This is a genomic window from Plantactinospora sp. KLBMP9567 (assembly GCF_033446045.1).
Lineage (GTDB): Bacteria > Actinomycetota > Actinomycetes > Mycobacteriales > Micromonosporaceae > Plantactinospora.
Genome location: NZ_JAWQRR010000010.1, coordinates 216,829 through 240,125 on the forward strand (window position 1 = coordinate 216,829; position 23,297 = coordinate 240,125).

Here is a 23,297-nt window from a genome sequence, read left to right on the forward strand (position 1 = left end):
TACCGTCATGAGGCACACCCGCACTGAGCCGACCGATTCGCTCACTACGCTCGCTCATGCTGTCGCCTCGCAACGCTGTCCGCCGCTGCCCCTGCCCCCGCTCACGGCAACTCCAGCCCGGCTTCGGCACAGTCCGCCCGCAACTGGGCCATCTCGTCGGAGGTGACCTCCACCAGCGGTGGGCGTACCGGCCCGGCGGGCAGGCCCCACGCGGAAAGTGCCGCCTTGACCAGAATGGTGCCCTGAGTGCGGAAGATCCCGGTGAACAGCGGCAGCAGCCGCCGGTGCAGGGCCAGCGCCTCGGCGGAGGCGCCCCGGTCGTACGCCTCGATCATCTGCTTGGTGAGCGCCCCGGTCAGGTGGGTCGAGGTGCCGACCAGGCCGACCCCACCGATCGCCAGGGCGGGCAGCGTCAACGCGTCCTCGCCGGAGTAGTAGGCCAGGTCGGTCCGGCCAGTCACCACCGAACTGGCGATCAGGTCGCCCTTGGCGTCCTTCACCGCGACGATCCGCTCGTGCTCGGCGAGCCGCAGCAGGGTCTCGGTGGCGATCGGCACGCCGCTGCGGTGCGGGATGTCGTAGAGCATCACCGGCAGCGCGCTGGCGTCGGCCACCGCGGTGAAGTGCCGGACCAGCCCGGCCTGCGGCGGCTTGTTGTAGTACGGCGTGACCACCAGCAACCCGTGCGCCCCGGCCTTCTCGGCGGCACCGGCCAGCTCGATGGTGTGCCGGGTGTCGTTGGTGCCGACCCCGGCGACCACCTGGGCCCGGTCGCCCACCGCCTCGACCACGGTGCGGATCAGCCGCTCCTTCTCCGCGTCGGTGGTGGTCGGCGACTCGCCGGTGGTCCCGTTCACGACCAGCGCGTCGTTGCCCTGCTCGTCCACCAGGTAGGCCGCGAGCCGGGCCGCGCCGTCGAGATCCAGCGAGCCGTCCGGGGTGAACGGGGTCACCATCGCGGTGAGCAGGCGCCCGAACGGACGGGGTGCCGCCCGACCGGCGTTGTCAGGGTGGTGGGTCATGCGAACAACCTATCGGACTGCCGCCGCCCGACCGGCGGGGAAGGGTTCAGGACAACTGGGCGTACGGGCTGGTGGCGATCTCGGTGCCGTCCGGCAGCGCACGGATGGTGAAGTCGGCGAAGACGTTCGGTGCGACCCGCTGGAGCTGCCGCAGGCACTCGACGGCCAGCTCACGAATCTCGACGTCGGCGCCCTCGGTGGCCCGCATCGCCACGAAGTGCCGCCAGGCGCGGTAGTTGCCGGTGACGACGATGCGGGTCTCGGTGGCGTTCGGCAGCACCGCCCGGGCGGCCTGCCGGGCCTGCTTGCGGCGCAATGTCGGGTTCTCGACGTCGGCGAAGCGCCGTTCCAGCCCCTCCAGCAGGTCGTTGTAGGCCCGCAGGCTCGCCTCGCTCGCCTCCACGAACCGCTTGTGCAGCTCGGCGTCCTCGGCGATCACCGAGGGCTCCACCATGGCGGCCTCGCGCTCCGGCACGTACCGCTGGGAGAGCTGGGAGTAGGAGAAGTGCCGGTGGCGTACCAGTTCGTGGGTGAACGAGCGGGACACGCCGGTGAAGTAGAACGTCACGCTGCCGTGTTCCAGCACCGAGAGGTGTTGGCTCTCCAGGATGTGCGCGAGGTAACCCGCGTTGGTCGCGGTGGCCGGGTTGGGCTTGCGCCACGACTGGTAGCAGGCCCGGCCGGCGAACTCGGCCAGCGCCTGGCCGCCGTCCGCGTCGGTCGACCAGGGTACGTCCTCCGGTGGCTCGAAGTGCGTCCACGCGATGACCTTGACCTGGGGGGCAACCATCTCCGGCATTCCTCGGACTCTAGTCGCCTCCGGCGCGATCCCCGACGACCCCCTGCCGGCGTCGATGGCCCGCACCCGCCACTCGTCGTCGGCCTCGCCCGGCAGGACCCGACCACCAAGATCACCGCACCGGACTGAACGCTCGCCGCTGCGCCAAGCCCGAGGCGGAGACCGGGAATGATCGCGCAATATCGGGGAAGGAGTGGCCTCTGTACGCCGACGAAGGCCACTCCTTCCGGGAAGTAGCACGATCTTGTTCCGGGAAGTAGCACGATCTTGCGCGTCGTACCGCGACTGATCCCGCTCGGGACGGCTTCCTGGTTGCCCGGCGCCCGGGCACTGGGCCGGCCCGGGCGGCGCCACGACGGCCGGTCACCACCTCGGCGGTGTCACCGGCGACCCGGACGCGAGACGGCGGACCGGCGCCGATGTCGGGGCCGGTGCCGGAACCGGCCGGCCGGCGGCGGGTCCGACCGAACCGTGTGGCCCGGCAGCCGACGGCAGCGACGGAGCCAGGTCCGGGCGGTCGCGGTCGCCACGGCGGTACCGAGGAACAGCAACCCGGCACCCCACCATCGGGCACGATGAGGCATTCTGTCATCGACCTTCCACGATCAGTAGTCTTCGAAGGAGGTCCTCCGCACGCGACCCGGGCTTGCCGACCGGGCGGCACGGAGGACCACAGCCCGCCCGCCAGCCGGCTGGACCGGCGAGCAGCCGCAGGTACTCTCGCCGGTCCGTCGACTGTCGGAAAAGAGCACCGCCGCCCTACCCCCAAGGTTCCGACAGGCAGCGCCGCTGTCGGAACCACCTCTCCGGCAAGGACTAACCGACATGCCCCCCGGACCTCCCGGCATCGACGACGACACGATCCGCGCCCGCTGCGCCACCCCGGAAGCGGCGGCATACACGCTCTACGTCCGACACCTGGTCACCGGACCGGAGTTAACAGGCGGGCAGGCCGAAGTCCTACGTACCGCCGCCACACGCCGCATCCTGCCGATCGGCTACACCCGACAGACGCTCTCCGAGCACCTCTCCGGCCGGTATCGACACGGCCCGCCCTGGTCCACAACGGAAATAATCATCCAGTGCCTGCCGGAGCACGCACCCCGCGAACGCATCCGCGCCGAGGCCGCCACCCTGCACCGAGCCGCCACCCGACGAGCCACGCACCGTCCCCACCCGGCGAGGACCACCTCCGACAACCTCGATCCCGACAAGCCCGCCAACCCGGACACCATGAATCCCGACAGCCTCCCCGGTCCCGACAGCCGCGCCCGGCCTGAAAAGCTCACCAAGCATCGTCCGGTCCAGGCCCCGGCCGGTCCCGCACCGGCCGGCACGGTCCGCACGCCGAACGCGTCCGCACCCGGCCGGCACAGCACACCGCGACGAAACCGCACCCCGAACAGCGCCCCACTCGGCAACGCCCGCCCGGATGCCAACCAACCGAGCGGGCAGTACCAGCACGCTTCCGAAAAGGACGGACGCAACCGCGACATCACAATCGACATCGCAGACCTACGAGCCGACTGCGCCCGGCTGACGGTGCAGGTCATGCTGCTCACAGAGCCGGGCACCGGACCGAATCAGCACCCCACCGAACTGTCGACAGCCCTCGAACGGCGGCAACGCAGCCCACTCGGGCAGCTCTCCCAGCACATCAACCCGGCCGCGCCACTACCGCAGCGGGCACTCGCCCAGTACCTCTGCACCTACGCCGAACTCGGCCGCACCACCGTCACCGAACTAGCCGTCCGGACCGGACTGACCGCCACCACCGTGGCCGACATCCTCGCCGCCCACCAGATCCCCACCGAGACCGAACTACACAATCTGGGCACCGTACTCGGCGTGGACGCCGGAGTACTCTGGCAGCTCGCGACACCCGCCCTGAGCGTCCCGCCGGCCGTGCCGCAGTCGCACCGCTGACGCTGACGGCACCCGCCAGCCGCACCGCTGACGCTGACGGCACCCGCCCGAAGACCCGCGCCAGCGGCGGGCCGTAGGCCGCTGCGCGAAGCGGCGGGCCCGGCCGGGCCGTGCAGTCTGGATGACGCACCGACACCAGCGCGCCCCGCCGATCGTGCCGAGGGCCAGCGATCATCCCAATCTATGGACGTCTATGTTGCCGCCTCTCCGGTGATGTGTTTCGGTCAATGTTCAGGAGTGCCGGTATGACCGGTATCCAGGGGAGGCACACCATGAATCCAGTTAAAAGGCTTACGCGGGGAGTAACGGGCCTCGCCCTGCTGCTCACGTTCGCCGTACCGGGACCGCCGGCAGGCACGGCCGCGATGGCGGGACCGCCGGGCCTCGCCGGATACGCGGTACCGGCCGAATCGTCGACTCCGCCCGGCACATCCGGGCCCGACCCGACGGCGGGTACCGGTGCCCGGACCGTCAGCCTGGTCACCGGTGACCGGGTCACCGTCACCAGCGACCTCAAGGCGAGCGTCGAGCCGGGACCCGGCCGGACCGGCATCGAGTTCCTGACCCGGAGAGTCGCCGACCGGCTGCACGTCATTCCGACCGACGCCCTCGCCCTGGTCCGCAGCGGGCGGCTGGACGAGCGGCTCTTCGACGTCACCGCCCTGCTGGAGTTCGGCTACGACCGCCGGGGAGACCTGCCGCTGCTGGTGACGTACGCCGGTGCCGACGCCCGGGTGCAGGGACAGCGCGCGCTGGTCGGTGCCGGTGCGCGACTGGTCCGCGACCTGCCGCCGGTCGCCGGGCAGGCCGTCGCGGTGGACCGGGCCGGGCTGCCCCGCTTCTGGACCGACCTGACCGGGCCGGAGCCGACCCGGCGCACCATGGCCGCGACCGTCCGCACCGTCTGGCTCGACGGCCTGCGCCGGCCCGCCCTGGCCGAGAGCGTCCCGCAGGTCGGCGCGCCGGCCGCCTGGGCCGCCGGGTTCGACGGCACCGGAGTGACCGTCGGGGTGCTGGACACCGGCATCGACGAAACCCACCCGGACCTCGCCGGACAGGTGACCGGGCAGCGCAACTTCACCGACGGCGCCGAGGACGACCGGGACACCGCCGGACACGGCACACACGTCGCCTCCACCGTGGCCGGTACCGGTGCGGCCCGGTTCAAGGGGGTCGCCCCCGGCTCCCGGCTGCTGGACGGCAAGGTCTGCGCGGCCGGCGGCTGCGCAGAGTCGGCGATCATCGCCGGCATGCAGTGGGCGGCCGAGTCGGGCGCCCAGGTGGTCAACATGAGCCTGACCGGCCTGGACAGCCCGGTGGTGGACCCGATCGAGCAGGCCCTCGGGGAGTTGACCGAGGCGCACGACACCCTCTTCGTGGTCGCGGCCGGCAACATTCCGGGTACCAGTACCATCGGCTCGCCGGCCACCGCCGACGCCGCGCTGGCGGTCGGCGCGGTCAGCAAGTCCGACGGGCTGGCCGGCTTCTCCAGCCAGGGCCCCCGGCTCGGCGACGGCGCCATCAAGCCCGACCTGACCGCGCCCGGCCTGGACATCGTCGCCGCCCGGAGCATCGACACCGGGCCGGACGTGCCCGAGGGCGGCGGGATCAGTATGTCCGGCACCTCGATGGCCGCCCCGCACGTCGCCGGGGCCGCCGCCATCCTGGCGCAGCGCCAGCCGGACCTGCCGGCGGGCAACCTGAAGGCCGCGCTGATGGCCGCCGCCCGACCCAACCCCGAACTCAGCGTCTTCGCCCAGGGGGCCGGCCGGCTGGACGTCGCCCGGGCGCTCGACCAGCGGGTCACCGCCGACCCGCCGAGCCTGAGCTTCGGCCGGCAGGCATGGCCGCACGACGACGACACCCCGGTCCGGCGTACGGTCAGCTACCACAACGCGGGCACCACGCCGGTCACGCTGCAACTCGGGGTACGGGCGGTCGCGCCGGACGGCACCGCCGTGCCGACCGGGATGTTCGCGGTCACGCCGAGCAGCGTCACCGTGCCGGCCGGCGGCACCGCCGAGGCGACCGTCACCGCCGACACGGCCGGCAGCGGCGGCCCGCTGGGGCAGCTCACCGGCCACCTCACCGCGACCGTGAGCGGTGGCGGGAGTGTGCCCACGCCGCTGGCGGTCGACCGCGAGGTGGAGAGCTACGACGTCAAGGTCTCGCACCTCGGCCAGGCCGGCGAGCCGACCAACGGTTATCTGACCATGCTGGCCGGGCTGGACAGCGCCGGATCGATCTCGATGCCGGTCACCGAGGACGGCACGGCGACCCTCCGGGTGCCGAAGGGGCGCTACGCGGCACTCACCGCGATAACCAGCCCGCTCGACGGCATCTATCTGACCAGCATCCTCGCCCAGCCCGAGCTGGAGGTCAGCGGCGACCGGAGCGTCGTCCTCGACGCCCGGCTCGGTCGACCGCTGGAGGTGACCGTGCCGAACAGCGGCGCCCGGCAGGTCTTCGCCGAACTGGCCACCAGCGTGCTGGCCGCCGGACGCACCGCCGAGGTCGGCACCCTCGGCGGCACCTTCGAGCGGCTGCGTACCGGTCGGGTCGGGCCGGACCAGGCGGCCGCCGGGTTCGTCTCCCGGACCACCGCCACGTTCGCCCCGGCCGACGCGGCGGACCACTCGTACGCGTACCTGCTCTGCTGGCTCGACGAGGGGCGGATGGGCAACGGCTTCACCCGACAGGTGACCGCCGCCGACCTGGCCACGGTCCGGGCCGACCACGGTCACGAGTCCTCCGGCAGCAGCGGCCGGAAACTGGCCTGGGCGGTGCTGCCGGAGTCGGTGATGGGCGGGTTCGCGCACGCGATGACCTTCCCGCTGCCGTCGACCCGGATCGAGTACTACAACACCGACGGCCGGGCACAGTGGTTCCGTTCGGTCGACGAGACGACCGGCTCCGGTACGGAGCAGGCGTACCTGACCAGCCTGGTGGCGCCGCCGATGACCTACCGGGCCGGGCAGGCGTACCAGGAGCAGTGGAGTCGCGGGGTGTTCGGGCCGACGGTGGCGGCACCGCCGTACGAGCACCAGTGGGTGACCCGGCTCGGCGACACCCTCACCGTCCAGGCCCCGCTCTACGGTGACGGCGTCGGCCGGGCAGGCTTCTCCTCGATCGCCACCGGCCGGATCACCCTGGAGCGCGACGGCAAGGTACTGGCCGAACTCGACGGTCTGAACGGAACGCTCGAACTGCCACCCGAGACCGGGGACTACCGGCTGACCATGACGGCGGAGCGGAGCGGGCCGGCGACCCTCTCCACCCGGGTCAGCGTGACCTGGACCTTCCGCTCCGGGCACGTCGACGGGGAGTCGCCGGTCCGGCTGCCGATCTCCACGGTGCGCTTCTCGCCCCGGGTGGACAACGACAACAGCACCCCGGCCGGGCAGACCGGGACCATCCCGGTGACCGTGACGGCGCAGCCCGAGTCGGGAGCCGGCGCCAACGAGAACCTGACCGTCGAGGTGTCGTACGACGACGGGGTGAACTGGGCTCCGGCAGAGGTGACGGCCGGGCAGGCGGTGCTGCGGCATCCGGCCGAGCCGGGGTACGTCTCGCTGCGGGCCAGCGCCACCGACACCGCCGGGAACACGGTCACCCAGACGGTGATCCGGGCATACAAGATCGGCTAGTGGGCGTACGGCTGCGGTGACCGGATCCTGCCGGTCACCGCAGCCGTCGACTAGACGTAGACCGCAGCCGTCGACTAGACGTAGAAGGCGTCGAAGGGCGCCCAAGGCAGGTTGCGCAGCACCGAGAAGACCCCCCAGGCGGCGAGGAAGATGCCGATCGTCTTCGGGGTGATCTCCAACTGCGGCAGCTTCCAGCCGAAGAACTGCCGACCTGCCCAGGCGACGTAGAGGTAGAGCAGGAACGGCAGGGCGAAGACGAAGAGCAGGTGGTGCCGGGCCGCCGCCGGCAGGTCTCCGTGCAGGACGTACCAGAACGCGCGGGTGCCGCCGCAGCCCGGGCAGTCCAACCCGGTGGTGAGTTTGAGGATGCAGGACGGCGCCGCATCGGGTGCGCTGCGGGTCGGATCGGCGAAGAGGGTGTAGCCGACCGCGCCGGCCATGCAGCCGAGCGCCGCCACCGGGGCGAGCCAGCGGGGTGCCCGCGCCTGGATCCGGTTGACGAACCGGGTGAGCCGGTCGGGCTCGGGAGCCTGGTAGGGGGGCACCGGATAGCCCGGGTAGACCGCCGGGTCCACAGCCGGATAGCCCGGATAGGTCCCCACGTCCCCGCCCGGCGGAGTCGGGTCGCCGGCCGGCGTCGCCCCGGCTTCGCCGGACCGGGTCTCGTCAACGCTTGTCATTCCGTCCTGCCCGTCGCCAATCACGTCCGCCACGGCGTCGGCATCGCTTGCCACCGCTCGCGACGCGCCGCCCGCCGGCCCGGCGGACGCCGGCCGGCTCGTCTCACCGTACCGCGAGCATGCTGGCGAGGGTGGCGGCGAGCGGCCCGGCGAGGTCTCCGCCGACCGGGGCCGCCACCGCGCCCAGGCCGAGCCAGCCGGCCAGCCGGTGCAGCTCGGCGGCGAGGGCCGGGGCGGTCTCGACCGGATCGGTGCCGGGCTCGGCCCAGGCCGCCGGCACCAGCAGCGTCCCCGCCTTGCGGTCGGCCTTCAGGTCGACCCGGGCGACGAACCGGTCGCCGAGCAGGAACGGCAGGACGTAGTAGCCGTACACCCGCTGCGGCGCGGGGACGTAGATCTCGATCCGGTAGCTGAACCCGAAGAGGCGCTCGGTGCGGGACCGCTCCCAGATCAGCGGGTCGAAGGGGCTGACCAGGGTGCTGGCCCGGATCCACCGGGGCAGTCGGGCGTCCCGGTGCAGATAGCCGGGCAGCCGCCAACCCTGCACCGTGACCGGCCGCAGCACGCCCGCCTCGACCAGTTCGGCGAGGGCGGTGCGGGCGGCGGCGACCGGCAGCCGGAAGTAGTCCCGCAGGTCCGGCTCGGCCGCCACCCCGAGCGCCCGGGCGGCGATCCCGACCAGCTCGCGGTATGCCTCGGCCGGCTCCGGGGTCGGCGCGGCCAGCACCTCCGGCGGCAGCACCCGTTCCGGTACGTCGTAGACCCGGGCGAAGGAGCTGTTCCGGGCGGCGGCGGTCAGCTCGCCGGCCCAGAAGAGGAATTCACAGGCGCGCTTCACCGCCGACCAGTTCCAGCCCCAGTTGCCGGTCTCCCGGGGCGCGTCGTGCTCGATCTCGGCGGCGGTCATCGGGCCGCTGGCGCGTACCTCGTCGAGGACCCGGGCGACCAGTTCCGGCTGCTCGACGGCGATCCGGCGCATCCCGCCCCAGGCGTCGGTGTGCGCGGCGGCCATCCGCCAGCGCAGCGCCGGTTGCAGGTCGACCCGGACCAGCGACGCCTCGTGCCCCCAGTATTCGAAGACGTCCCGGGGACGCCGGTAGGCGGCCCGGTCGAGCAGCTCGGCCGGATAGGGCCCGAGCCGGCTGTAGAGCGGCAGGTAGTGCGCCCGTTGCAGGACGTTGACCGAGTCCATCTGGAGCAGGCCGAGCCGGTCGAGCACCCGGCGCAGGTGGCGACGGGTCGGCACGGCTCCGGGTGCGGGATCAGCGAAGCCCTGGGCGGCCAGCGCGATCCGCCGGGCCTGGGAGAGCGACAACGATTCAGGTACGGTCATCGCTCCGGACCCTAGCCGACGGGTCCGACACGACGCGGCGGACCTGGACCTGGCCCGCAAAACGGGATAAAACAATGCTGATGCTAGCCGTCAGCCCCGAGGGCCCCGACGACGCCCTGGCCATCGCCGAGGTGCACGTCCGGAGTTGGCAGACGGGGTACGCCGAAATCATGCCGGCCGAGGTGCTGGCCCGGCTGAACGTCACCGCCTGGGCGCAGCGCCGCCGCGACCTCGGCACCGCCGAGCCCGACCACCCGTTCCGGACCCTGGTGGCCCGGGGCGACGACGAGACGGTGCTCGGCTTCTGCACCGTCGGGCCGTACCGGATCGACCAGGACCCGGAACGCCTCGACCACCGGTACGCCGAGATCCTCGGTCTCTACGTGCGGCCCGGGCACTGGGGCGCCGGGGTGGGCCGGCGACTGCTCGCCGCCTCGGTCGCCGAGCTGACCGCACTCGGCTGGACCGAGCTGCGGCTCTGGGTACTCGCCGACAACCGGCGGGCCCGCCGATTCTACGAACGGGCCGGATTAGTCGCGGATGGTGAGCGGTCGACCTACGAACTGCAACGGTCGGGGGGACGGCCGCCGCTTGGGCTGGTCGAACTCCGCTACGCCGCCCGTCTCGGCGAGTTGGCCGGCCCCCCGCACCGGTAGCGCGAACAGCAGCGCGACGCTGATCCAGACATAGGCGTTGCTGCCCAGGAAACCGAGCAGGCCGTCGAAGCGGCGTTCCCAGATCCAGACCAGCCGGCTGATCAGCACCAGGTACCCGAAGACCGCGAACCGCAGCAGCCAGCGCCGCCGCCCGCCGCCGGCCGGGGCGGCGTACGCGTTGTCGACCAGCAGGATCAACGCGGGGATCAGCCAGACCAGGTGGTGCACCCAGGTGACCGGGCTGACCAGACTCTGCACCACACCGGTCAGCGCCAGCCCGGTCGCCTCGTCGCCGACCGCCGCCGCGGCCCGGGCCCGCCAGATCCAGACCCCCACCGTCGCCGCCACCAGCACCAGCCAGAGCAGCGTGTTCGGATGGTCCGGGTCGAGCCGGGCGACCACACCCTGCCACGACTGGTTCGAGATGAACGACAGCGACCCGACCCGGTCGGTGTCCCACAGCGCGGTGGTCCAGAACTCCCGGGACGCGTCCGGGGCCACCCCGGCGGCGAGCAGGGTGACCGCGGCCGCGGTACCGCTGGCCACCAGCGCCGCCCGCCAGCGCCCGGTGACCAGCAGATAGACGATGAAGATGCCGGGGGTCAGCTTGATCGCCGTGGCCAGCCCGACACCCACCCCGGCGAAGCGGCGGTAGCGCTGCGGCAGCCGGCGCCCGAACGGGGTCACCGGGGCGACCAGCCAGAGCAGGTCGGCACCGACCAGGAACAGCAGCAGCATGTTGACCTGGCCGAAGTTGACCGTCTCGCGCATCGGTTCGAAAGCCGCCGCCAGGCAGAGCGCGACGGCCAGGGTGAACCACCGGGTCCAGCCCGTCCGGCGGGCGACCGGGTCGACCAGCCACCAGATCAGCAGCGCACTGGCCAGTACGGTCAGGGTGACGCTGATCACCATGGCAGCCGGCCAGCTCAGGTACGCCAGCGGCAGCATCGTCAGCGCTGCGAACGGCGGATAGGTGAAGCCGTACTTGCTGTCCGGCTTGAGCCAGTCGTAGATCTCGCCGTCGGCGCGTACCCAGTGGTGCAGTGCCCCGTAGTAGACCCGGAGGTCGAAGAAGCCGTGCCGGACCGCCGCCACCGAGAGGAACCCGGCGACCAGCACCGCCAACGCGATCACGAATAGCACCTGGTACCGGGTACGCCAACCGGCACCCTGCGCCATTACCGCCCCCCTTGCCCTGCGTAGGCTTCCCACTCATGGCTCTCGGGTACGTCCGCCCGGCGCGTCCGTCAGACGCCGGCGAGATCGCACGCATCCAGCTCGCGACCTGGCGGGTCGCGTACCGCAGGATGCTGCCCAAGCACGTGCTCGACAACCTGGACGAGGAATGGCTCGGTCGCCGGTGGAGTGCGGCGGTCGAGGCGCCCCCCTCCGAACGGCACCGCGTCCTGGTCGCCGTCGAGCAGGCCGAACAATCGTATCTGGTGGGATTTGCCGCATCCGGGCCCCCCGACGAGCAGGCGCTGGCCCCGGGGGAGCCGGCCGAGGCGCTCGGCGCGGGCGTCGTCGCCGTGACGGACCTGCTGGTCGAGCCGAGGTGGGGCCGGCGCGGGCACGGCAGCCGGCTGCTCGCCGCCAGCGTCGACCTGTGGCGTACCGACGGCTTCGACACGGCGGTGGCCTGGGCCTTCGAGGGTGACGCCGCGACCCGGAAGTTCCTCGGCGGCGCCGGCTGGGAGCCGGACGGGGCGGCCCGGGCGCTGGACGTCGACGACCTGCTGGTGCCGCAACTCCGGCTGCACGTCTCGCTCGCCGCCGAACCCGAGCCGGGCGCCGCCGCCGAGCCCGCGCAGGGTTGAGCCTCAGTCCTTGTCGGCCCCCCTCGTTGGCGCCGCGCACGAAGTAGCGCTGAAAGACCACGAAGATGATCGCCACCGGTACGGTGGCCAGCAGCGCCGCCCCGAGCTTGAGCGGTACTGGCTGCCCTTGCCCAGCGAGCCGCTGACCAGGTCGGCCAGTCCGCGCGGCAGGGTGAACCAGTCCCGGATCCTGCACCGCGACCAGGGTGTGCGGCAGCTCGTTCCAGGAGCCCTGGACGGGGCACATGCCTGGACGGAGCGCCATGCCTGGACGGGTGCTGGTTCCAACGAGACTGTCGAGCTGCCCCGGCCACGCGCCCACCCCGCCCGCCATCCTGGACGGGTGCTGGTTCCGACGAGACTGTCGAGCTGCCCCGGCCACGCGCCCATCCCGCCGCGCCCGCCCGGGGCCGAGCTGGATTCACCTCCACCACGCCCACCCCGGCCGGCCGACGCCGCCGCGCTCGCCCGGGCCGTGTGGCCCTCATCGGGCTCACCCGGCCACACGGTCCCAACCCGGCCACACGGCCCCACCAGGCTCGGCCGGGCCCGGCACCCACCGCGCGGTCACACGGTCGCGCGGTCGCGCGACCGGTCAACGCTGGCGGCTCGGCACACCTCCGAGCCGGCGTCCGGGGCTCACCGCACGCGCCCCGCCTGTGCACCCAGCTCGACAGTCTGCACGCAAGGCTCCCCTCGCCCGGCCCGGCCGGAGCAATCCGCGGCGGTCGACACCGCCCCGACCTCAGTCCAGCAGCGCGTCGATGCCGACGGTGAGCCCGGGGCGCTGCGGCACCGAGCGCACGGCCAGCAGCACGCCGGGCATGAACGACGCCCGGTCGTACGAGTCGTGCCGGACGGTCAACGTCTCACCGGCGGTACCGAACAGCACCTCCTGGTGCGCGACCAGGCCGGCAGCCCGGACCGCGTGCACGCGTACCCCATCGATGTCGGCGCCGCGTGCACCCGGCACCTCGTCCTTGGTGGCGTCCGGCACGGGGCCCAGGCCGGCGTCGGCCCGGGCCTGCGCGATCAACCGTGCGGTGTGCGCGGCGGTGCCGCTCGGCGCGTCCAGCTTCTTCGGATGGTGCTGCTCGATGATCTCCACCGACTCGAAGTAGCGGGCTGCCCGGGCCGCGAACTGCATCATCAGCACCGCCCCGATGCCGAAGTTCGGTGCGACTACCACGCCCACCCCGGGCTTGTGGGACAGCCAGGTACGCACCTGGTCGAGCCGCTGCTCGGTGAAGCCGCTGGTGCCGACGACCACGTGGATGCCCTGTTCGATGCACCAGTGCAGGTTGTCCATCACCGCGTCCGGGTTGGTGAAGTCGACCACCACCTCGGCGCCCGCGCCGGAGGCATCGCCCAGCGAGTCGCCTTCGTCGACCGTCGCCACCAGTTCGAGATCATCGGCGGCGTCCACCGCCCGGCACACCTCGACGCCCATCCGGCCGCGGGCACCCAGCACACCGACCCGCAGCAGCTCTCCCCCCGGCCGGGCCGACGGCTCGGCGGACGATCCGGCCTGGGGTTCACGCACGTCACTCACGCGGCACAACTTATCCCACCCGCGGGGACACGTCCGCCGGGTGCCCCCGCTGGCGAAGCTGCCGGAGCGAACGACTCAGCCTGCGGCGAACGACTCAGCCTGCGGCGGCCGGGAAGTCGTCCGGGCCGAACGGGCCCACCACGGCCAGCGACATCGGCCGGGCCAGCAGGTCGGCCGCGAGCGCGTTCACCTCGTCCGCGCTGACCGCGTCGACCCGGGCCAGCAGCTCGTCGACCGGCAGCAGGTCACCGAAGAGCAGCTCGCCCTTTGCCAGCCGGCTCATCCGGGAACCGGTGTCCTCCAGGTTGAGCACGTAGGAGCCCTTCGCCATGCCCTTGCCCCGGGCCAGCTCGGCGCCGGTGACGCCGTGCGCGGCGACCTCGGCCAACTCGGCCCGGACCAACTCCAGCACCTCGTCGACCTTGCCGGGGGCGCAGCCGGCGTAGACCGCGAAGAGGCCGGTGTCGGCGTACTGGCTGGAGTAGGAGTAGACCGAGTAGGCCAGGCCGCGCCGTTCGCGGATCTCCTGAAAGAGCCGGCTGGACATGCCGCCGCCGAGCACGTTGTTGAGTACCCCGAGGGCGAACCGCCGGTCGTCGAGTCGGCCGATGCCGGGACAGCCGAGTACGACGTGCGCCTGCTCGGTCTCCTTGTGCTCGACCACGCTGCCGGGCCGGCTGGTGCGTACCCGGGTGTCGGCCGGGCGCAGCGGGGCCGGTGCGGCCGGCTCGCCGTTCAGTACGGTGCCGTGCAGCGCCTGCCGGACCAGCTTGACCACCTCGGTGTGTTCGAGGTTGCCGGCGGCGGCGATCACGATCGACGGTGCGGTGTAGCGACGCCGGTAGAAGCTCTGGATCTGCCGCCGGGACATCGGGGAGATGGTCTCCTCGGTACCGGAGATCAGCCGGCCCAGCGGGTGGTCCCCGTAGATCGCCCTGGCCAGCAGGTCGTGCACCTCGTCGCCGGGCTCGTCGTCGTGCATGGCGATCTCTTCGAGGATCACCCCGCGCTCGGTCTCCACGTCGGCGGCGGCCAGCACCGAGTCGGCGACCAGGTCGCACATCACGTCGATGGCCAACGGCAGGTCCTGGTCGAGCACCCGCGCGTAGTAGCAGGTGTATTCCTTGGTGGTGAAGGCGTTCGTCTCACCGCCCACCGCCTCGATCGCCGCCGAGATGTCCAGCGCGCTGCGCTTGCGGGTGCCCTTGAAGAGCAGGTGCTCCAGGAAGTGCGAGACGCCGGCCTGCGGCCCGGTCTCGTCCCGGGACCCGACCGCCACCCAGATGCCGAACGAGACGCTCCGCATCGTCGGGATCGCCTCGGTGAGTACCCGCAGCCCGCTGGGGAGCACGGTGCGGCGTACGGTCCCGCCGAGCGGGTCGCTGTCCACCACCCGGGTCACCGCCCGGCCCGCCGGACCGGAGGCACCGCGAACGCCACCGACGCCCGACACTCGTTTCGCCCGACTCAAGGGACCTGGCTCCTACCTGTACGTCGACGGCGCGGCGGACGCCGCATCCGGAACAGTGCGGCGCCCGTACCCGATTCCGGTGCCCGTACCCGATTCCGGTGCGGTAGTGCCGCGCACGCCGCGCCGGCCCGTGCCGCACGATCAGGTGCGGCAGAGGCCAGCGCGGCGCGATCGATCAGCTGTGCCGGTTGCGCCGGCGGCGCGGCTCGCCGCCACCGCCCTCGCCGCCACCTTCGCCACCCTCGCGGTCGCCCCGGCTCGGGCCACGGTCGGCCCGGTCCCGGTCGCTGCGGTCGCGCGGGCCACGGTCGCCCCGGTCCCGGCCGGCCGGACGCTCGCCGCCGGCCGGCTGGGCCGGCGCCTCCTCGCCCTCGGGCCGCACCTTGTCCAGGTAGATCTTGCCGCGGGCGTCGATGTCGGCGATCTGCACCTCGACCTTGTCGCCGACGTTGAGGAAGTCCTCGACCCGCTCGACCCGCTTGCCGTCGCCCACCTTCGAGATGTGCAGCAGGCCGTCCCGGCCGGGCAGCAGCGAGATGAACGCCCCGAACGCGGCGGTCTTGACCACCGTGCCGAGGAACTTGTCCCCGACCTTCGGCAGCGTCGGATTCGCGATCGCGTTGATCCGCTCGACCGCGGCCTCGGCGGACGGGCCGTTTGTCGCGCCGACGTAGATGGTGCCGTCGTCCTCGATCGAGATCTCGGCACCGGTCTCGTCCTGGATGGCGTTGATGGTCTGGCCCTTCGGCCCGATCACCATGCCGATCTTGTCGACCGGGATCTTCACCGTGGTCACCCGCGGCGCGTAGTCCGACATCGTGGCCGGGCCCTCGATCGCGTTCTGCATCACGCCGAGAATGACCTGCCGTGCCTCGTACGCCTGCTGCAGCGCCGCCGCCAGCACATCGGACGGGATGCCGTCGAGCTTGGTGTCGAGCTGGAGCGCGGTGACGAATTCCTTGGTGCCGGCGACCTTGAAGTCCATGTCGCCGAAGGCGTCCTCGGCGCCGAGGATGTCGGTCAGCGTGACGTACTGCGTCTTGCCGTCGACCTCGTCGGAGATCAGGCCCATCGCGATGCCGGCGACCGGCGCCTTGAGCGGCACACCGGCGCTGAGCAGCGCCAGGGTGGAGGCGCAGACCGAGCCCATCGAGGTGGAGCCGTTCGAGCCGAGCGCCTCGGAGACCTGGCGGATCGCGTACGGGAACTCCTCGCGGCTGGGCAGCACCGGAATCAGCGCCCGCTCGGCCAGCGCGCCGTGCCCGATCTCGCGCCGCTTCGGCGCACCGACCCGGCCGGTCTCACCGGTCGAGTACGGCGGGAAGTTGTAGTTGTGCATGTAGCGCTTGGTCTTCTCCGGGGAGAGGGTGTCCAGCGCCTGCTCCATCCGGAGCATGTTCAGCGTGGTGACGCCGAGGATCTGCGTCTCGCCGCGCTCGAAGAGCGCCGAGCCGTGCACTCGGGGCAGCACCGCGATCTCGGCGGTCAGCGGCCGGATGTCGCGCACACCGCGGCCGTCCATCCGGACCTGCTCGCGGAGCACCCTGGCCCGTACCTCGGACTTGTTCAGCGAACGGAACGCCGCGCTGAGCTCCTTTTCCCGACCCTCGAAGGTCGGGGCGAGCTGCTCGACGACCCGGTCCTTGATCCGCTCCAGCGCCTCTTCGCGCTCCGCCTTGCCGGCGATCTTGAGCGCCTCGGCGACCTCGCCGCGCGCCGCGCCGGAGACCGCCTCGTAGACGTCGTCGGTGTAGTCGAGGAAGACCGGGAACTCGGCGACCGGCTTGGCCGCGATCTCGGCCAGCTCGCTCTGCGCCCGGCACAGCTCCCGGATGGCCGGCTTGGCGGCCTCCAGGCCGCTCGCCACGACCTCCTCGGTCGGCGCCGGGGCACCGCCGGCGACCAGCGCCACGGTGTGGTCGGTCGCCTCCGCCTCGACCATCATGATCGCGACGTCGCCGTCCGGCAGCGCCCGGCCGGCCACCACCATGTCGAAGGTGGCCCGGGACAGCTCCTCGATGGTCGGGAAGGCGACCCACTGGCCGTCCACGTGCGCCATCCGGGTCGCCCCGATCGGGCCGGAGAACGGCAGGCCGGAGAGCTTGGTGGAGAGCGACGCGGCGTTGATCGCCACGACGTCGTACGGGTGCTGCGGGTCGAGCGCCAGCACGGTCTCGACGACCTGGACCTCGTTGCGCAGTCCCTTGACGAAGGACGGGCGCAGCGGCCGGTCGATCAGCCGGCAGGTGAGGATGGCGTCCTCGCTGGGCCGCCCCTCGCGGCGGAAGAACGAGCCGGGGATCCGGCCCGCCGCGTACATCCGCTCCTCGACGTCGACGGTGAGCGGGAAGAAGTCGAACTGCTCCTTCGGGTGCTTGCTCGCGGTGGTCGCGGAGAGGACCACGGTCTCGCCGAGCTGGGCAAGGACGGAGCCGGCGGCCTGCCGGGCCAGCCGCCCGGTGGAGAAGGTGATCTCGCGGGTGCCGAAGGACCCGTTGTCGATCACGGCGGTGCGGTGCTGGCTGCCCAGCGTGCTGCTGTTGGGGTTGGTCGTTTCGGTCATGGTGCGGTAGCACTCCTTCGATCGGGGGCCCGCGACTGCCCTCCGCGCCGGTATCCACCGGTGCGAGACCGTGGCCAGAGGAGCTGCCCAGACAACCGGTCTTCGATCGAAGCGCCCGGGGCGCCGGGAGTGCCGGCCGGCCCGGGGGCCACTACCGAGGACCGGTGCGTCGACCGGCTCCCCATCGGGTGGTCGCGCTGGCCCCTGGTTACGGGTGTGGCGAGGTGGGCGGGTGGAGCGGCTGCCCGTCGGTGCCGTCGGCGACGTCGTCTCGCCGGGCCGGCACCGGGACGGCCGCTCCCCCGCTCAGATCACCGCCGCAGACCGAGCCGCTCGATGAGCGACCGGTAGCGGTTGATGTCCTTCTTCTGCATGTAGTTGAGCAGCCGCCGACGGCGACCCACCAGCAGCAGCAGACCACGACGGCTGTGGTGGTCGTGCTTGTGCACCTTGAGGTGCTCGGTGAGGTCGGCGATCCGCTTGGTCAGCACCGCCACCTGCACCTCGGGCGAACCGGTGTCGCCCTCGGCGGTCGCGTACTCCTGGCGGATCTTGGCCTTGCTTTCCTGGTCGAGCGCCATGTCTCCCTGTTCCTGGATTGTCGTCTCCGCCCGGGCCGTCGGTGGACCGGGCCGGGGCGACCTCGCACCCGCGGCGTCGTGCAGGCACGCGAGGCCACGCCGGTAACCCGACGTCCTCGTCAGGTTACCAGCCTGCTCCAATTCGGCCGAGTCAAGGGCACGCCCGACCTGGGCGAGCCGCCCGACCGGGGAAGTCTGTCCTGGTCAAAGCGCCACGAACCGCCGGCCGGCGAGCTGCTGCCGCAGGTCGGCCTGGGCAGGAAGCGCCGGCTCCCGGCCCGTCAGCCGAGTACCTGGCGGGTCTGCTCGACGTCGGCCCGGATCTGCGCCACCAGCGGCTCGATGCCGTCGTAGCTGCGCATCTCCCGCAGGTACGCCACGAAGTCCAGGGCGAGGCGTTCCCCGTACAGATCGTCCGAGAAGTCCAGCACGTACGCCTCGACCCGGCGCTCGCGCCCGGAGAATGTCGGATTTGTGCCAATCGACACGGCGGCGGGGAGCCGCTCGGCGCCCTGTCCCGCCCGGCCGCCCCGCCGGATCAGCCAGGCCGCGTAGATACCGTCCGCCGGCACCGCCGCGTACCGGTGGCAGAGCAGGTTGGCGGTCGGGAATCCGATCTCCCGCCCCCGCTGGTCGCCCCGGACCACCACACCCTCCAGCCGGTGCGGCCGGCCCAGCGCCGCCGCCGCGGCGGTCACGTCACCGGCGGCGACGCAGGCCCGGATGTAGGTGGACGAGAAGACTGTGTCGGCGTCGGCGACCAGCGGCGCCCCCTCCACGCCGAAGCCGAAGGTGCGGCCCAGCCGCTCCAGCAGCGCCACGTCGCCGGCCGCCCGGTGACCGAACCGGAAGTTCTCCCCCACCACCACCAGCGCGGCGTGCAACTGCTCGACCAGTACGTCGTGCACGAACGCCTCCGGCGACAGCCGGGAGAAGTCCGGGGTGAACGGCACCACGCAGAGTATGTCCACCCCGAGTGCCTCGACCAGCTCCGCCTTGCGGGCTGGTTCGGTCAAAACCGCCGGGTGTGAACCGGCCCGGACCACCTCGGCCGGGTGCGGGTCGAAGGTGACCACCACCGACTGCACGCCCATGTCCCGGGCGCGCTTCACGGCGTGCCCGATGATCGCCTGGTGTCCCTGGTGTATCCCGTCGAAGACCCCGATGGTGACCACCGACCGACCCCAGCCGACCGGCGCCCCGTGGTACCCCCGCCACCGCTGCATGCTGGTCCCCTTTTCCCTTCCTTGCCTGCCCTGCCCTGCACCTTGCCTGTCCTGCCTTCGCCGCCTCCGCCGCCCCTTCGCCGCCTCTCCGCCGCCCCTCGCCGCGCCGTCAGGCCGGGGCGAGCACGATCTCCGCCCGGGCCCGGCCGTCCCGGTCGCTGACGATAGCGATCAGTCCGCCCGCCGGATCGAAGACCGCGTACGGCCCGGTGATGCCGGCCGGGTCGAGCGGGCCGCCGTGCGAGAGCACCTTCGCCTCGTCGGCGCTGGCCCCGCGCTGGGGAAAGAACCGCCGGGCCGCCGCCTCGACGGTCAGGTTGACCACCTCCGGGGCGCGTTCCTCCAGTTCCGGCAGGGTCGCCGCCTCGGACAGGGTGAACCCGCCCACGGCGGTACGCCGCAGCGCGGTCAGGTGCCCGCCGACCCCGAGCGCGGCCCCGAGGTCCCGGGCCAGCGCCCGGATGTACGTCCCGGACGAGCAGTCCACCGCCACGTCCACGTCCAGCACCGCCAGCCCGTCGCCACCGTCCCCGGTTGCCAGCCCGCCGCCGGCCGCCAGTCCGCCGCCCCCGGCCGCCAGTCCGCCGCCGCCGCCGTCGTCGTCGTCCCCGGTTGCCGCCCCGACGGTCGTCGACAGGTCGAGCCGGCGGATGGCCAGCAGGTCGAGTCGGGAGACGGTGACCCGGCGCGCGGCGAGGGCGACCGCCTCGCCGTCGCGTACCCGCTTGTAGGCCCGCTTCCCGTCGATCTTGATCGCGCTGACCGCGCTCGGCACCTGGTCGATCTCCCCGGTCAGCGCGGCGAGTCCGGCGGCGACGGCCTCGTCGGTGACGTGTCCGGCCGGGGTGGCCGCGACCAGCTCGCCCTCCGCGTCGTCGGTCACCGTCGACTGGCCGAGCCGGATCGTCGCGGTGTAGCTCTTGCCGGCCCCGATCACGTACGTCAGCAGCCGGGTCGCCCTGCCGACCCCGATCACCAACACTCCGGTGGCCATCGGATCCAGGGTGCCGCCGTGCCCGACCCGGCGGGTCCGGGCCAGCCGGCGGATCCGGGCCACCACGTCGTGCGACGTCATGCCGCCGGGCTTGTCGACCACGATCAGACCGTCACTGCTCACGGGATACCAGCGTGCCAGATACCGCCACCGCCGGCCGCTTCGCCCACGCCGGTGCGGCCCCGGCCAGGGCCCGGCGGTGCTGCCGCTGACCGGACGCGAGCCGAACTGTTGCTCCAACCCCGACGCACGCGGCCGGATTCGGCGCCATGCTGCGCGTTTGGCGACGGGCCGGTGTCATGCTCGGGTGCGGTGTGCTGCTGTCGACGGTGCCGTTCACCGACCGCTCCCCGGTGGTCGGCGTACCCGTTCTGGTGATCTTCTGCGCGTTGGCCGTACGGCTGTGGCCGTTGATCTTCCCCCGGCCGACCACCGCCGCCGAGGCGCAGGCCGCAGTACGGACGACGACCGGCCGGTCACTACTGGCGGTCGGGCTGCCGCTACGGCCTCCGACTTCGGTCCCGGCCCGGGCGCCAGGCCCGGCAGGCGTACTGGGTCGACATCTGGCGCGACCCGTCCGGGGCTGCCGCCGTACGAGCCGTGACCGGTGGTGACGAGACGGTGCCGACGGTCGCCTTCCGGGCGAGTCGTTCGTCAATCCCGATCCCGGATGGCTGCGGCAGCAACTGCTGCTGACGACAACGGACCGCTGAGTACCGACGCACGCAGCGGGCCGGAACTGTCCGCGGTCGGCGCCGGCTGGGTCGTGGTCCAACCCATCGGGCGAGGTCCGACCGACCGGTGACCGGAGGTCAGCCACCTTACGGAGGAGCCACCCCAAGATCATCCGTGGCAGACTTCGACGCCGCGGGCCGAAGGTCAGCCATGGCCACCGGTCAGGTACGAGGAGACGCGGCACGATGGCGGAGAACGGTACGACGAAAAACGGGGCCGCCAAACTGGCGATCCTCCTCGTCGGCCTCGCGGCGGCGCTGCTGCTCCTGCCCGTCGTGGGGGTCGGATGGGGGCAACTGGACGGTCATCGCGACAAACCCGCCCGCCGGCACCAGTGTCCCGTCGAAGCGGAGCGTGAGAAGCGGCCCCCGCGCGCGCGGCTCCGACGGCGGCTGGGTCCCGATTCCGCGGCTGCCCGACGACGATGACGACGACGTCAACATTCCCGGCTGGCTCTGCCCCACTCGGTTCTGCTGACTGATCGAGAGTGAGCCGTGGCCACAGAATGCGCGTCGGTGTCCGGTCTGCACGTTACTGGTTGCAATGGCTCTCGCCGGGCGGGCGTTGAGTCCTGCGGTGGTCGAGGTCGGGCTCCCGGACCGGCTCGGGACCGGGCCACTCCGAGCCGCCGTCCGGCCGACGTCGATGGCCCTGCGCGGGTTACGCCGACACGGATTCCCCCGGTCTCGGAAGTCCTCACCCATGTGCGGACATGAAGATGACCGGCTGTCGAAGAACGGCGGCGGCGCCGGTGAGGTCGGCCGTCCGGGCGGCAAGTGTGGCCTCCGCCAGCCGCCGGGGCAGTGCCGTGCTGAACTTCAGACCGGCGAGGGCTTCTCGTCCACCCCCGGCAGGCACAGGCGCTCCGCCGCGTCAGCAGTCAACAACCGCCAGTCCGCCGGGGTGAGGTTCTCGCGCAGCCGGATCGCCTGGTCGTCGAAACGCTGGATCGGGTCGACCACCTCGGCCAGGGTGGCGACCAGGGTGGGGTTGGCCCGGTATCCCGCCCACGTCCACCAGTGCAGGTCGCCGTTGCGGCGGCGGCGGATGACAGTGCCGGCGCGGTGCACCTGGTCGGACGTCGGTGCGCCGATCGGGGCGCCGGCGGAGCATACCGGTGCCGAGCCAGGCGGAGAGCCTGTTCGAGCTGCGCCCCGCGGAGGAGGCCCCGACGGGCGAGAACGTCCCGGTGGTCGGCGCGCCGCTGGTCGGAGTGGTGTCCGGGCCGGAGCGCGCCCCAGCCCTCGCCGGCCGGTCCGCCCCACCGGCGGACGCAGGATCGTCGCGTACCGGTGACGCTCCACCGGCGGCCGTCACCGCCGGTGGGCCGGCGGCCGGCCTCGCCGAGCGGCTCATCGCGAGCGAGATCTACCGGCAGCGGCGCGGCACCCGGGCACCGTTGCCGGACGAGCGGGTTGCCAACATGCTCACCGTGCTGCTCGCCAGAGGCGGTCGAGCCAGCCTCGACACCCTCGCGGCCCGGGCCGGCATCCCCGCCCACCGCATCCACGGCAGCGTCGTGGCGCTGCGTCGGCTGCTCCAGGTCGAGGGCTATCCGGTGGTCACCATCGACCCGGACGGTGCCACCGTCAAACTCGACGTGCCGTTGATGGTCGAACAGTTCGGGCTGGAGGAGCGGTGACCGCGGAGGTCTCCGCGCGGCGGCGGAAGGACATCGTCGACGCGCTACGGCGCGGCGTCGTACCCAGCAACGGGCTGGACGCGCTGGCGGTCGGACTGGACCGCTTCGTATCCGCCATCGACGACGACCTCGAACGGGTCGCCGGCGGTGGCGGCGTCTTCAAGGCAATCCGGGGTGAGTACGGCGCCGGCAAGACGTTCTTCACCCGCTGGCTCGCCGAACGCGCGAAGCGCCGCGGGTTCGCCGCCGCCGAGGTGCAGATCTCCGAACTCGAGACACCGCTGCACCGGATGGAGACCGTCTACCGCCGCCTGGTCGAGCACCTGAGCACCGAACAGTTCGCGCCCAGCGCCCTCCGGCCGGTCCTGGACAGTTGGATCTTCGCCCTGGAGGAGGACGTCCTGGCCGGGGGAGCGGTCGCCGAGGACGACGCCGCCGGCCTCGACCGGGCCGTCACCGAGCTGCTCGAACGCCGGCTGGCCGAGATCTCCCGGAGCACACCCGGCTTCGCCGCCGCACTACGCGGCTACCGTACGGCAACCGCCGCCGGGGAACGGGAGGTCGCCGTGGGGGGGGGGGGGCGGGGGGGGGGGGGGCCCCCCCCCCCCCCGGGGGGGGCCCCCCCCCCCCCGGGGCGCCCCCCCCCCGGGCCC

19 protein-coding genes and 1 pseudogene are annotated in these 23,297 nt (G+C 72.6%); 8 read left to right on the forward strand and 12 right to left on the reverse strand.

Annotated features, from left to right (window positions below; genetic code table 11):
- Positions 1-101 precede the first annotated feature (101 nt).
- Positions 102-1,022 (reverse strand): 4-hydroxy-tetrahydrodipicolinate synthase, encoded by a 921-nt coding sequence (gene dapA, locus R6Y94_RS08675; protein ID WP_318395257.1) that lies wholly within the window; start codon positions 1,020-1,022, stop codon positions 102-104.
- Between the two features lie 46 nt (positions 1,023-1,068).
- Positions 1,069-1,812: an FAD-dependent thymidylate synthase gene (gene thyX / locus R6Y94_RS08680; RefSeq protein WP_318395286.1), complete on the reverse strand. Its 744-nt coding sequence runs from the start codon at positions 1,810-1,812 to the stop codon at positions 1,069-1,071.
- Positions 1,813-2,646: 834 nt separating this feature from the next.
- Between thyX and R6Y94_RS08685 the strand changes: the two genes are divergently transcribed.
- A complete protein-coding gene (locus R6Y94_RS08685) occupies positions 2,647-3,747 on the forward strand; it encodes a hypothetical protein (RefSeq protein WP_318395258.1) in 1,101 nt (366 codons plus the stop codon).
- Positions 3,748-4,019: 272 nt separating this feature from the next.
- The gene (locus R6Y94_RS08690) at positions 4,020-7,394 is read left to right on the forward strand and encodes a S8 family serine peptidase (protein ID WP_318395259.1); all 3,375 of its coding nucleotides are present in this window, start codon (positions 4,020-4,022) and stop codon (positions 7,392-7,394) included.
- A 74-nt stretch (positions 7,395-7,468) separates the two neighbouring features.
- Here the strand turns inward: R6Y94_RS08690 and R6Y94_RS08695 are convergent, their stop codons facing one another.
- The gene (locus tag R6Y94_RS08695) at positions 7,469-8,074 is read right to left on the reverse strand and encodes a DUF2752 domain-containing protein (RefSeq protein WP_318395260.1); all 606 of its coding nucleotides are present in this window, start codon (positions 8,072-8,074) and stop codon (positions 7,469-7,471) included.
- 103 nt (positions 8,075-8,177) lie between these two features.
- Entirely contained in the window at positions 8,178-9,407 is a 1,230-nt protein-coding gene (locus R6Y94_RS08700) for a winged helix-turn-helix domain-containing protein (RefSeq protein ID WP_318395261.1), read from the reverse strand.
- 170 nt (positions 9,408-9,577) lie between these two features.
- Here R6Y94_RS08700 and R6Y94_RS08705 point away from each other — a divergent pair.
- Positions 9,578-9,928 (forward strand): annotated as a pseudogene (locus tag R6Y94_RS08705) (N-acetyltransferase family protein); the annotation flags it as partial.
- A 9-nt stretch (positions 9,929-9,937) separates the two neighbouring features.
- Here the strand turns inward: R6Y94_RS08705 and R6Y94_RS08710 are convergent.
- Positions 9,938-11,242 (reverse strand): glycosyltransferase 87 family protein, encoded by a 1,305-nt coding sequence (locus R6Y94_RS08710; protein WP_318395262.1) that lies wholly within the window; start codon positions 11,240-11,242, stop codon positions 9,938-9,940.
- A 35-nt stretch (positions 11,243-11,277) separates the two neighbouring features.
- On the opposite strand from R6Y94_RS08710, the gene R6Y94_RS08715 reads away from it, so the two are divergent.
- A complete protein-coding gene (locus R6Y94_RS08715; RefSeq protein ID WP_318395263.1) occupies positions 11,278-11,880 on the forward strand; it encodes a GNAT family N-acetyltransferase in 603 nt (200 codons plus the stop codon).
- A gap of 745 nt (positions 11,881-12,625) precedes the next feature.
- On the opposite strand, the gene dapB is transcribed toward R6Y94_RS08715, so the two are convergent.
- The 6 genes from dapB to truB form a co-directional block, all read right to left on the reverse strand.
- Positions 12,626-13,423: a 4-hydroxy-tetrahydrodipicolinate reductase gene (gene dapB / locus R6Y94_RS08720; RefSeq protein WP_412102714.1), complete on the reverse strand. Its 798-nt coding sequence runs from the start codon at positions 13,421-13,423 to the stop codon at positions 12,626-12,628.
- Positions 13,424-13,526: 103 nt separating this feature from the next.
- Entirely contained in the window at positions 13,527-14,903 is a 1,377-nt protein-coding gene (locus tag R6Y94_RS08725; RefSeq protein WP_412102711.1) for a M16 family metallopeptidase, read from the reverse strand.
- A 175-nt stretch (positions 14,904-15,078) separates the two neighbouring features.
- The gene (locus tag R6Y94_RS08730) at positions 15,079-17,466 is read right to left on the reverse strand and encodes a polyribonucleotide nucleotidyltransferase (RefSeq protein ID WP_318395264.1); all 2,388 of its coding nucleotides are present in this window, start codon (positions 17,464-17,466) and stop codon (positions 15,079-15,081) included.
- A 311-nt stretch (positions 17,467-17,777) separates the two neighbouring features.
- A complete protein-coding gene (gene rpsO, locus R6Y94_RS08735; RefSeq protein ID WP_318395265.1) occupies positions 17,778-18,047 on the reverse strand; it encodes a 30S ribosomal protein S15 in 270 nt (89 codons plus the stop codon).
- Between the two features lie 281 nt (positions 18,048-18,328).
- Entirely contained in the window at positions 18,329-19,273 is a 945-nt protein-coding gene (locus R6Y94_RS08740; RefSeq protein WP_318395266.1) for a bifunctional riboflavin kinase/FAD synthetase, read from the reverse strand.
- 109 nt (positions 19,274-19,382) lie between these two features.
- A complete protein-coding gene (gene truB / locus R6Y94_RS08745; RefSeq protein WP_412102712.1) occupies positions 19,383-20,390 on the reverse strand; it encodes a tRNA pseudouridine(55) synthase TruB in 1,008 nt (335 codons plus the stop codon).
- Positions 20,391-20,581: 191 nt separating this feature from the next.
- On the opposite strand from truB, the gene R6Y94_RS08750 reads away from it, so the two are divergent.
- Both R6Y94_RS08750 and R6Y94_RS08755 read left to right on the forward strand, forming a co-directional pair.
- Positions 20,582-20,881, forward strand: a complete 300-nt coding sequence (locus R6Y94_RS08750) for a hypothetical protein (RefSeq protein ID WP_318395267.1) — start codon at positions 20,582-20,584, stop codon at positions 20,879-20,881.
- A gap of 306 nt (positions 20,882-21,187) precedes the next feature.
- The gene (locus R6Y94_RS08755; RefSeq protein ID WP_318395268.1) at positions 21,188-21,430 is read left to right on the forward strand and encodes a hypothetical protein; all 243 of its coding nucleotides are present in this window, start codon (positions 21,188-21,190) and stop codon (positions 21,428-21,430) included.
- A 390-nt stretch (positions 21,431-21,820) separates the two neighbouring features.
- Here the strand turns inward: R6Y94_RS08755 and R6Y94_RS08760 are convergent, their stop codons facing one another.
- Positions 21,821-22,072, reverse strand: a complete 252-nt coding sequence (locus R6Y94_RS08760) for a hypothetical protein (RefSeq protein WP_318395269.1) — start codon at positions 22,070-22,072, stop codon at positions 21,821-21,823.
- A gap of 47 nt (positions 22,073-22,119) precedes the next feature.
- On the opposite strand from R6Y94_RS08760, the gene R6Y94_RS08765 reads away from it, so the two are divergent.
- A complete protein-coding gene (locus R6Y94_RS08765; RefSeq protein ID WP_318395270.1) occupies positions 22,120-22,644 on the forward strand; it encodes a hypothetical protein in 525 nt (174 codons plus the stop codon).
- The coding region (locus R6Y94_RS08770) for a BREX system ATP-binding domain-containing protein (RefSeq protein WP_318395271.1) at positions 22,641-23,297 on the forward strand (657 nt) is incomplete at its 3' end. The genes R6Y94_RS08765 and R6Y94_RS08770, both read left to right, overlap by 4 nt.

What these genes read in the sequence shown, in the direction of transcription:
- dapA (WP_318395257.1), bottom strand. Translation starts at nt 1,022, where the DNA reads ATGACCCACCACCCTGACAACGCCGGTCGGGCGGCACCCCGTCCGTTC.
- thyX (WP_318395286.1), bottom strand. Translation starts at nt 1,812, where the DNA reads ATGGTTGCCCCCCAGGTCAAGGTCATCGCGTGGACGCACTTCGAGCCA.
- R6Y94_RS08685 (WP_318395258.1), top strand. Translation starts at nt 2,647, where the DNA reads ATGCCCCCCGGACCTCCCGGCATCGACGACGACACGATCCGCGCCCGC.
- R6Y94_RS08690 (WP_318395259.1), top strand. Translation starts at nt 4,020, where the DNA reads ATGAATCCAGTTAAAAGGCTTACGCGGGGAGTAACGGGCCTCGCCCTG.
- R6Y94_RS08695 (WP_318395260.1), bottom strand. Translation starts at nt 8,074, where the DNA reads ATGACAAGCGTTGACGAGACCCGGTCCGGCGAAGCCGGGGCGACGCCG.
- R6Y94_RS08700 (WP_318395261.1), bottom strand. Translation starts at nt 9,407, where the DNA reads ATGACCGTACCTGAATCGTTGTCGCTCTCCCAGGCCCGGCGGATCGCG.
- R6Y94_RS08710 (WP_318395262.1), bottom strand. Translation starts at nt 11,242, where the DNA reads ATGGCGCAGGGTGCCGGTTGGCGTACCCGGTACCAGGTGCTATTCGTG.
- R6Y94_RS08715 (WP_318395263.1), top strand. Translation starts at nt 11,278, where the DNA reads ATGGCTCTCGGGTACGTCCGCCCGGCGCGTCCGTCAGACGCCGGCGAG.
- R6Y94_RS08730 (WP_318395264.1), bottom strand. Translation starts at nt 17,466, where the DNA reads ATGACCGAAACGACCAACCCCAACAGCAGCACGCTGGGCAGCCAGCAC.
- rpsO (WP_318395265.1), bottom strand. Translation starts at nt 18,047, where the DNA reads ATGGCGCTCGACCAGGAAAGCAAGGCCAAGATCCGCCAGGAGTACGCG.
- R6Y94_RS08740 (WP_318395266.1), bottom strand. Translation starts at nt 19,273, where the DNA reads ATGCAGCGGTGGCGGGGGTACCACGGGGCGCCGGTCGGCTGGGGTCGG.
- R6Y94_RS08755 (WP_318395268.1), top strand. Translation starts at nt 21,188, where the DNA reads ATGGCGGAGAACGGTACGACGAAAAACGGGGCCGCCAAACTGGCGATC.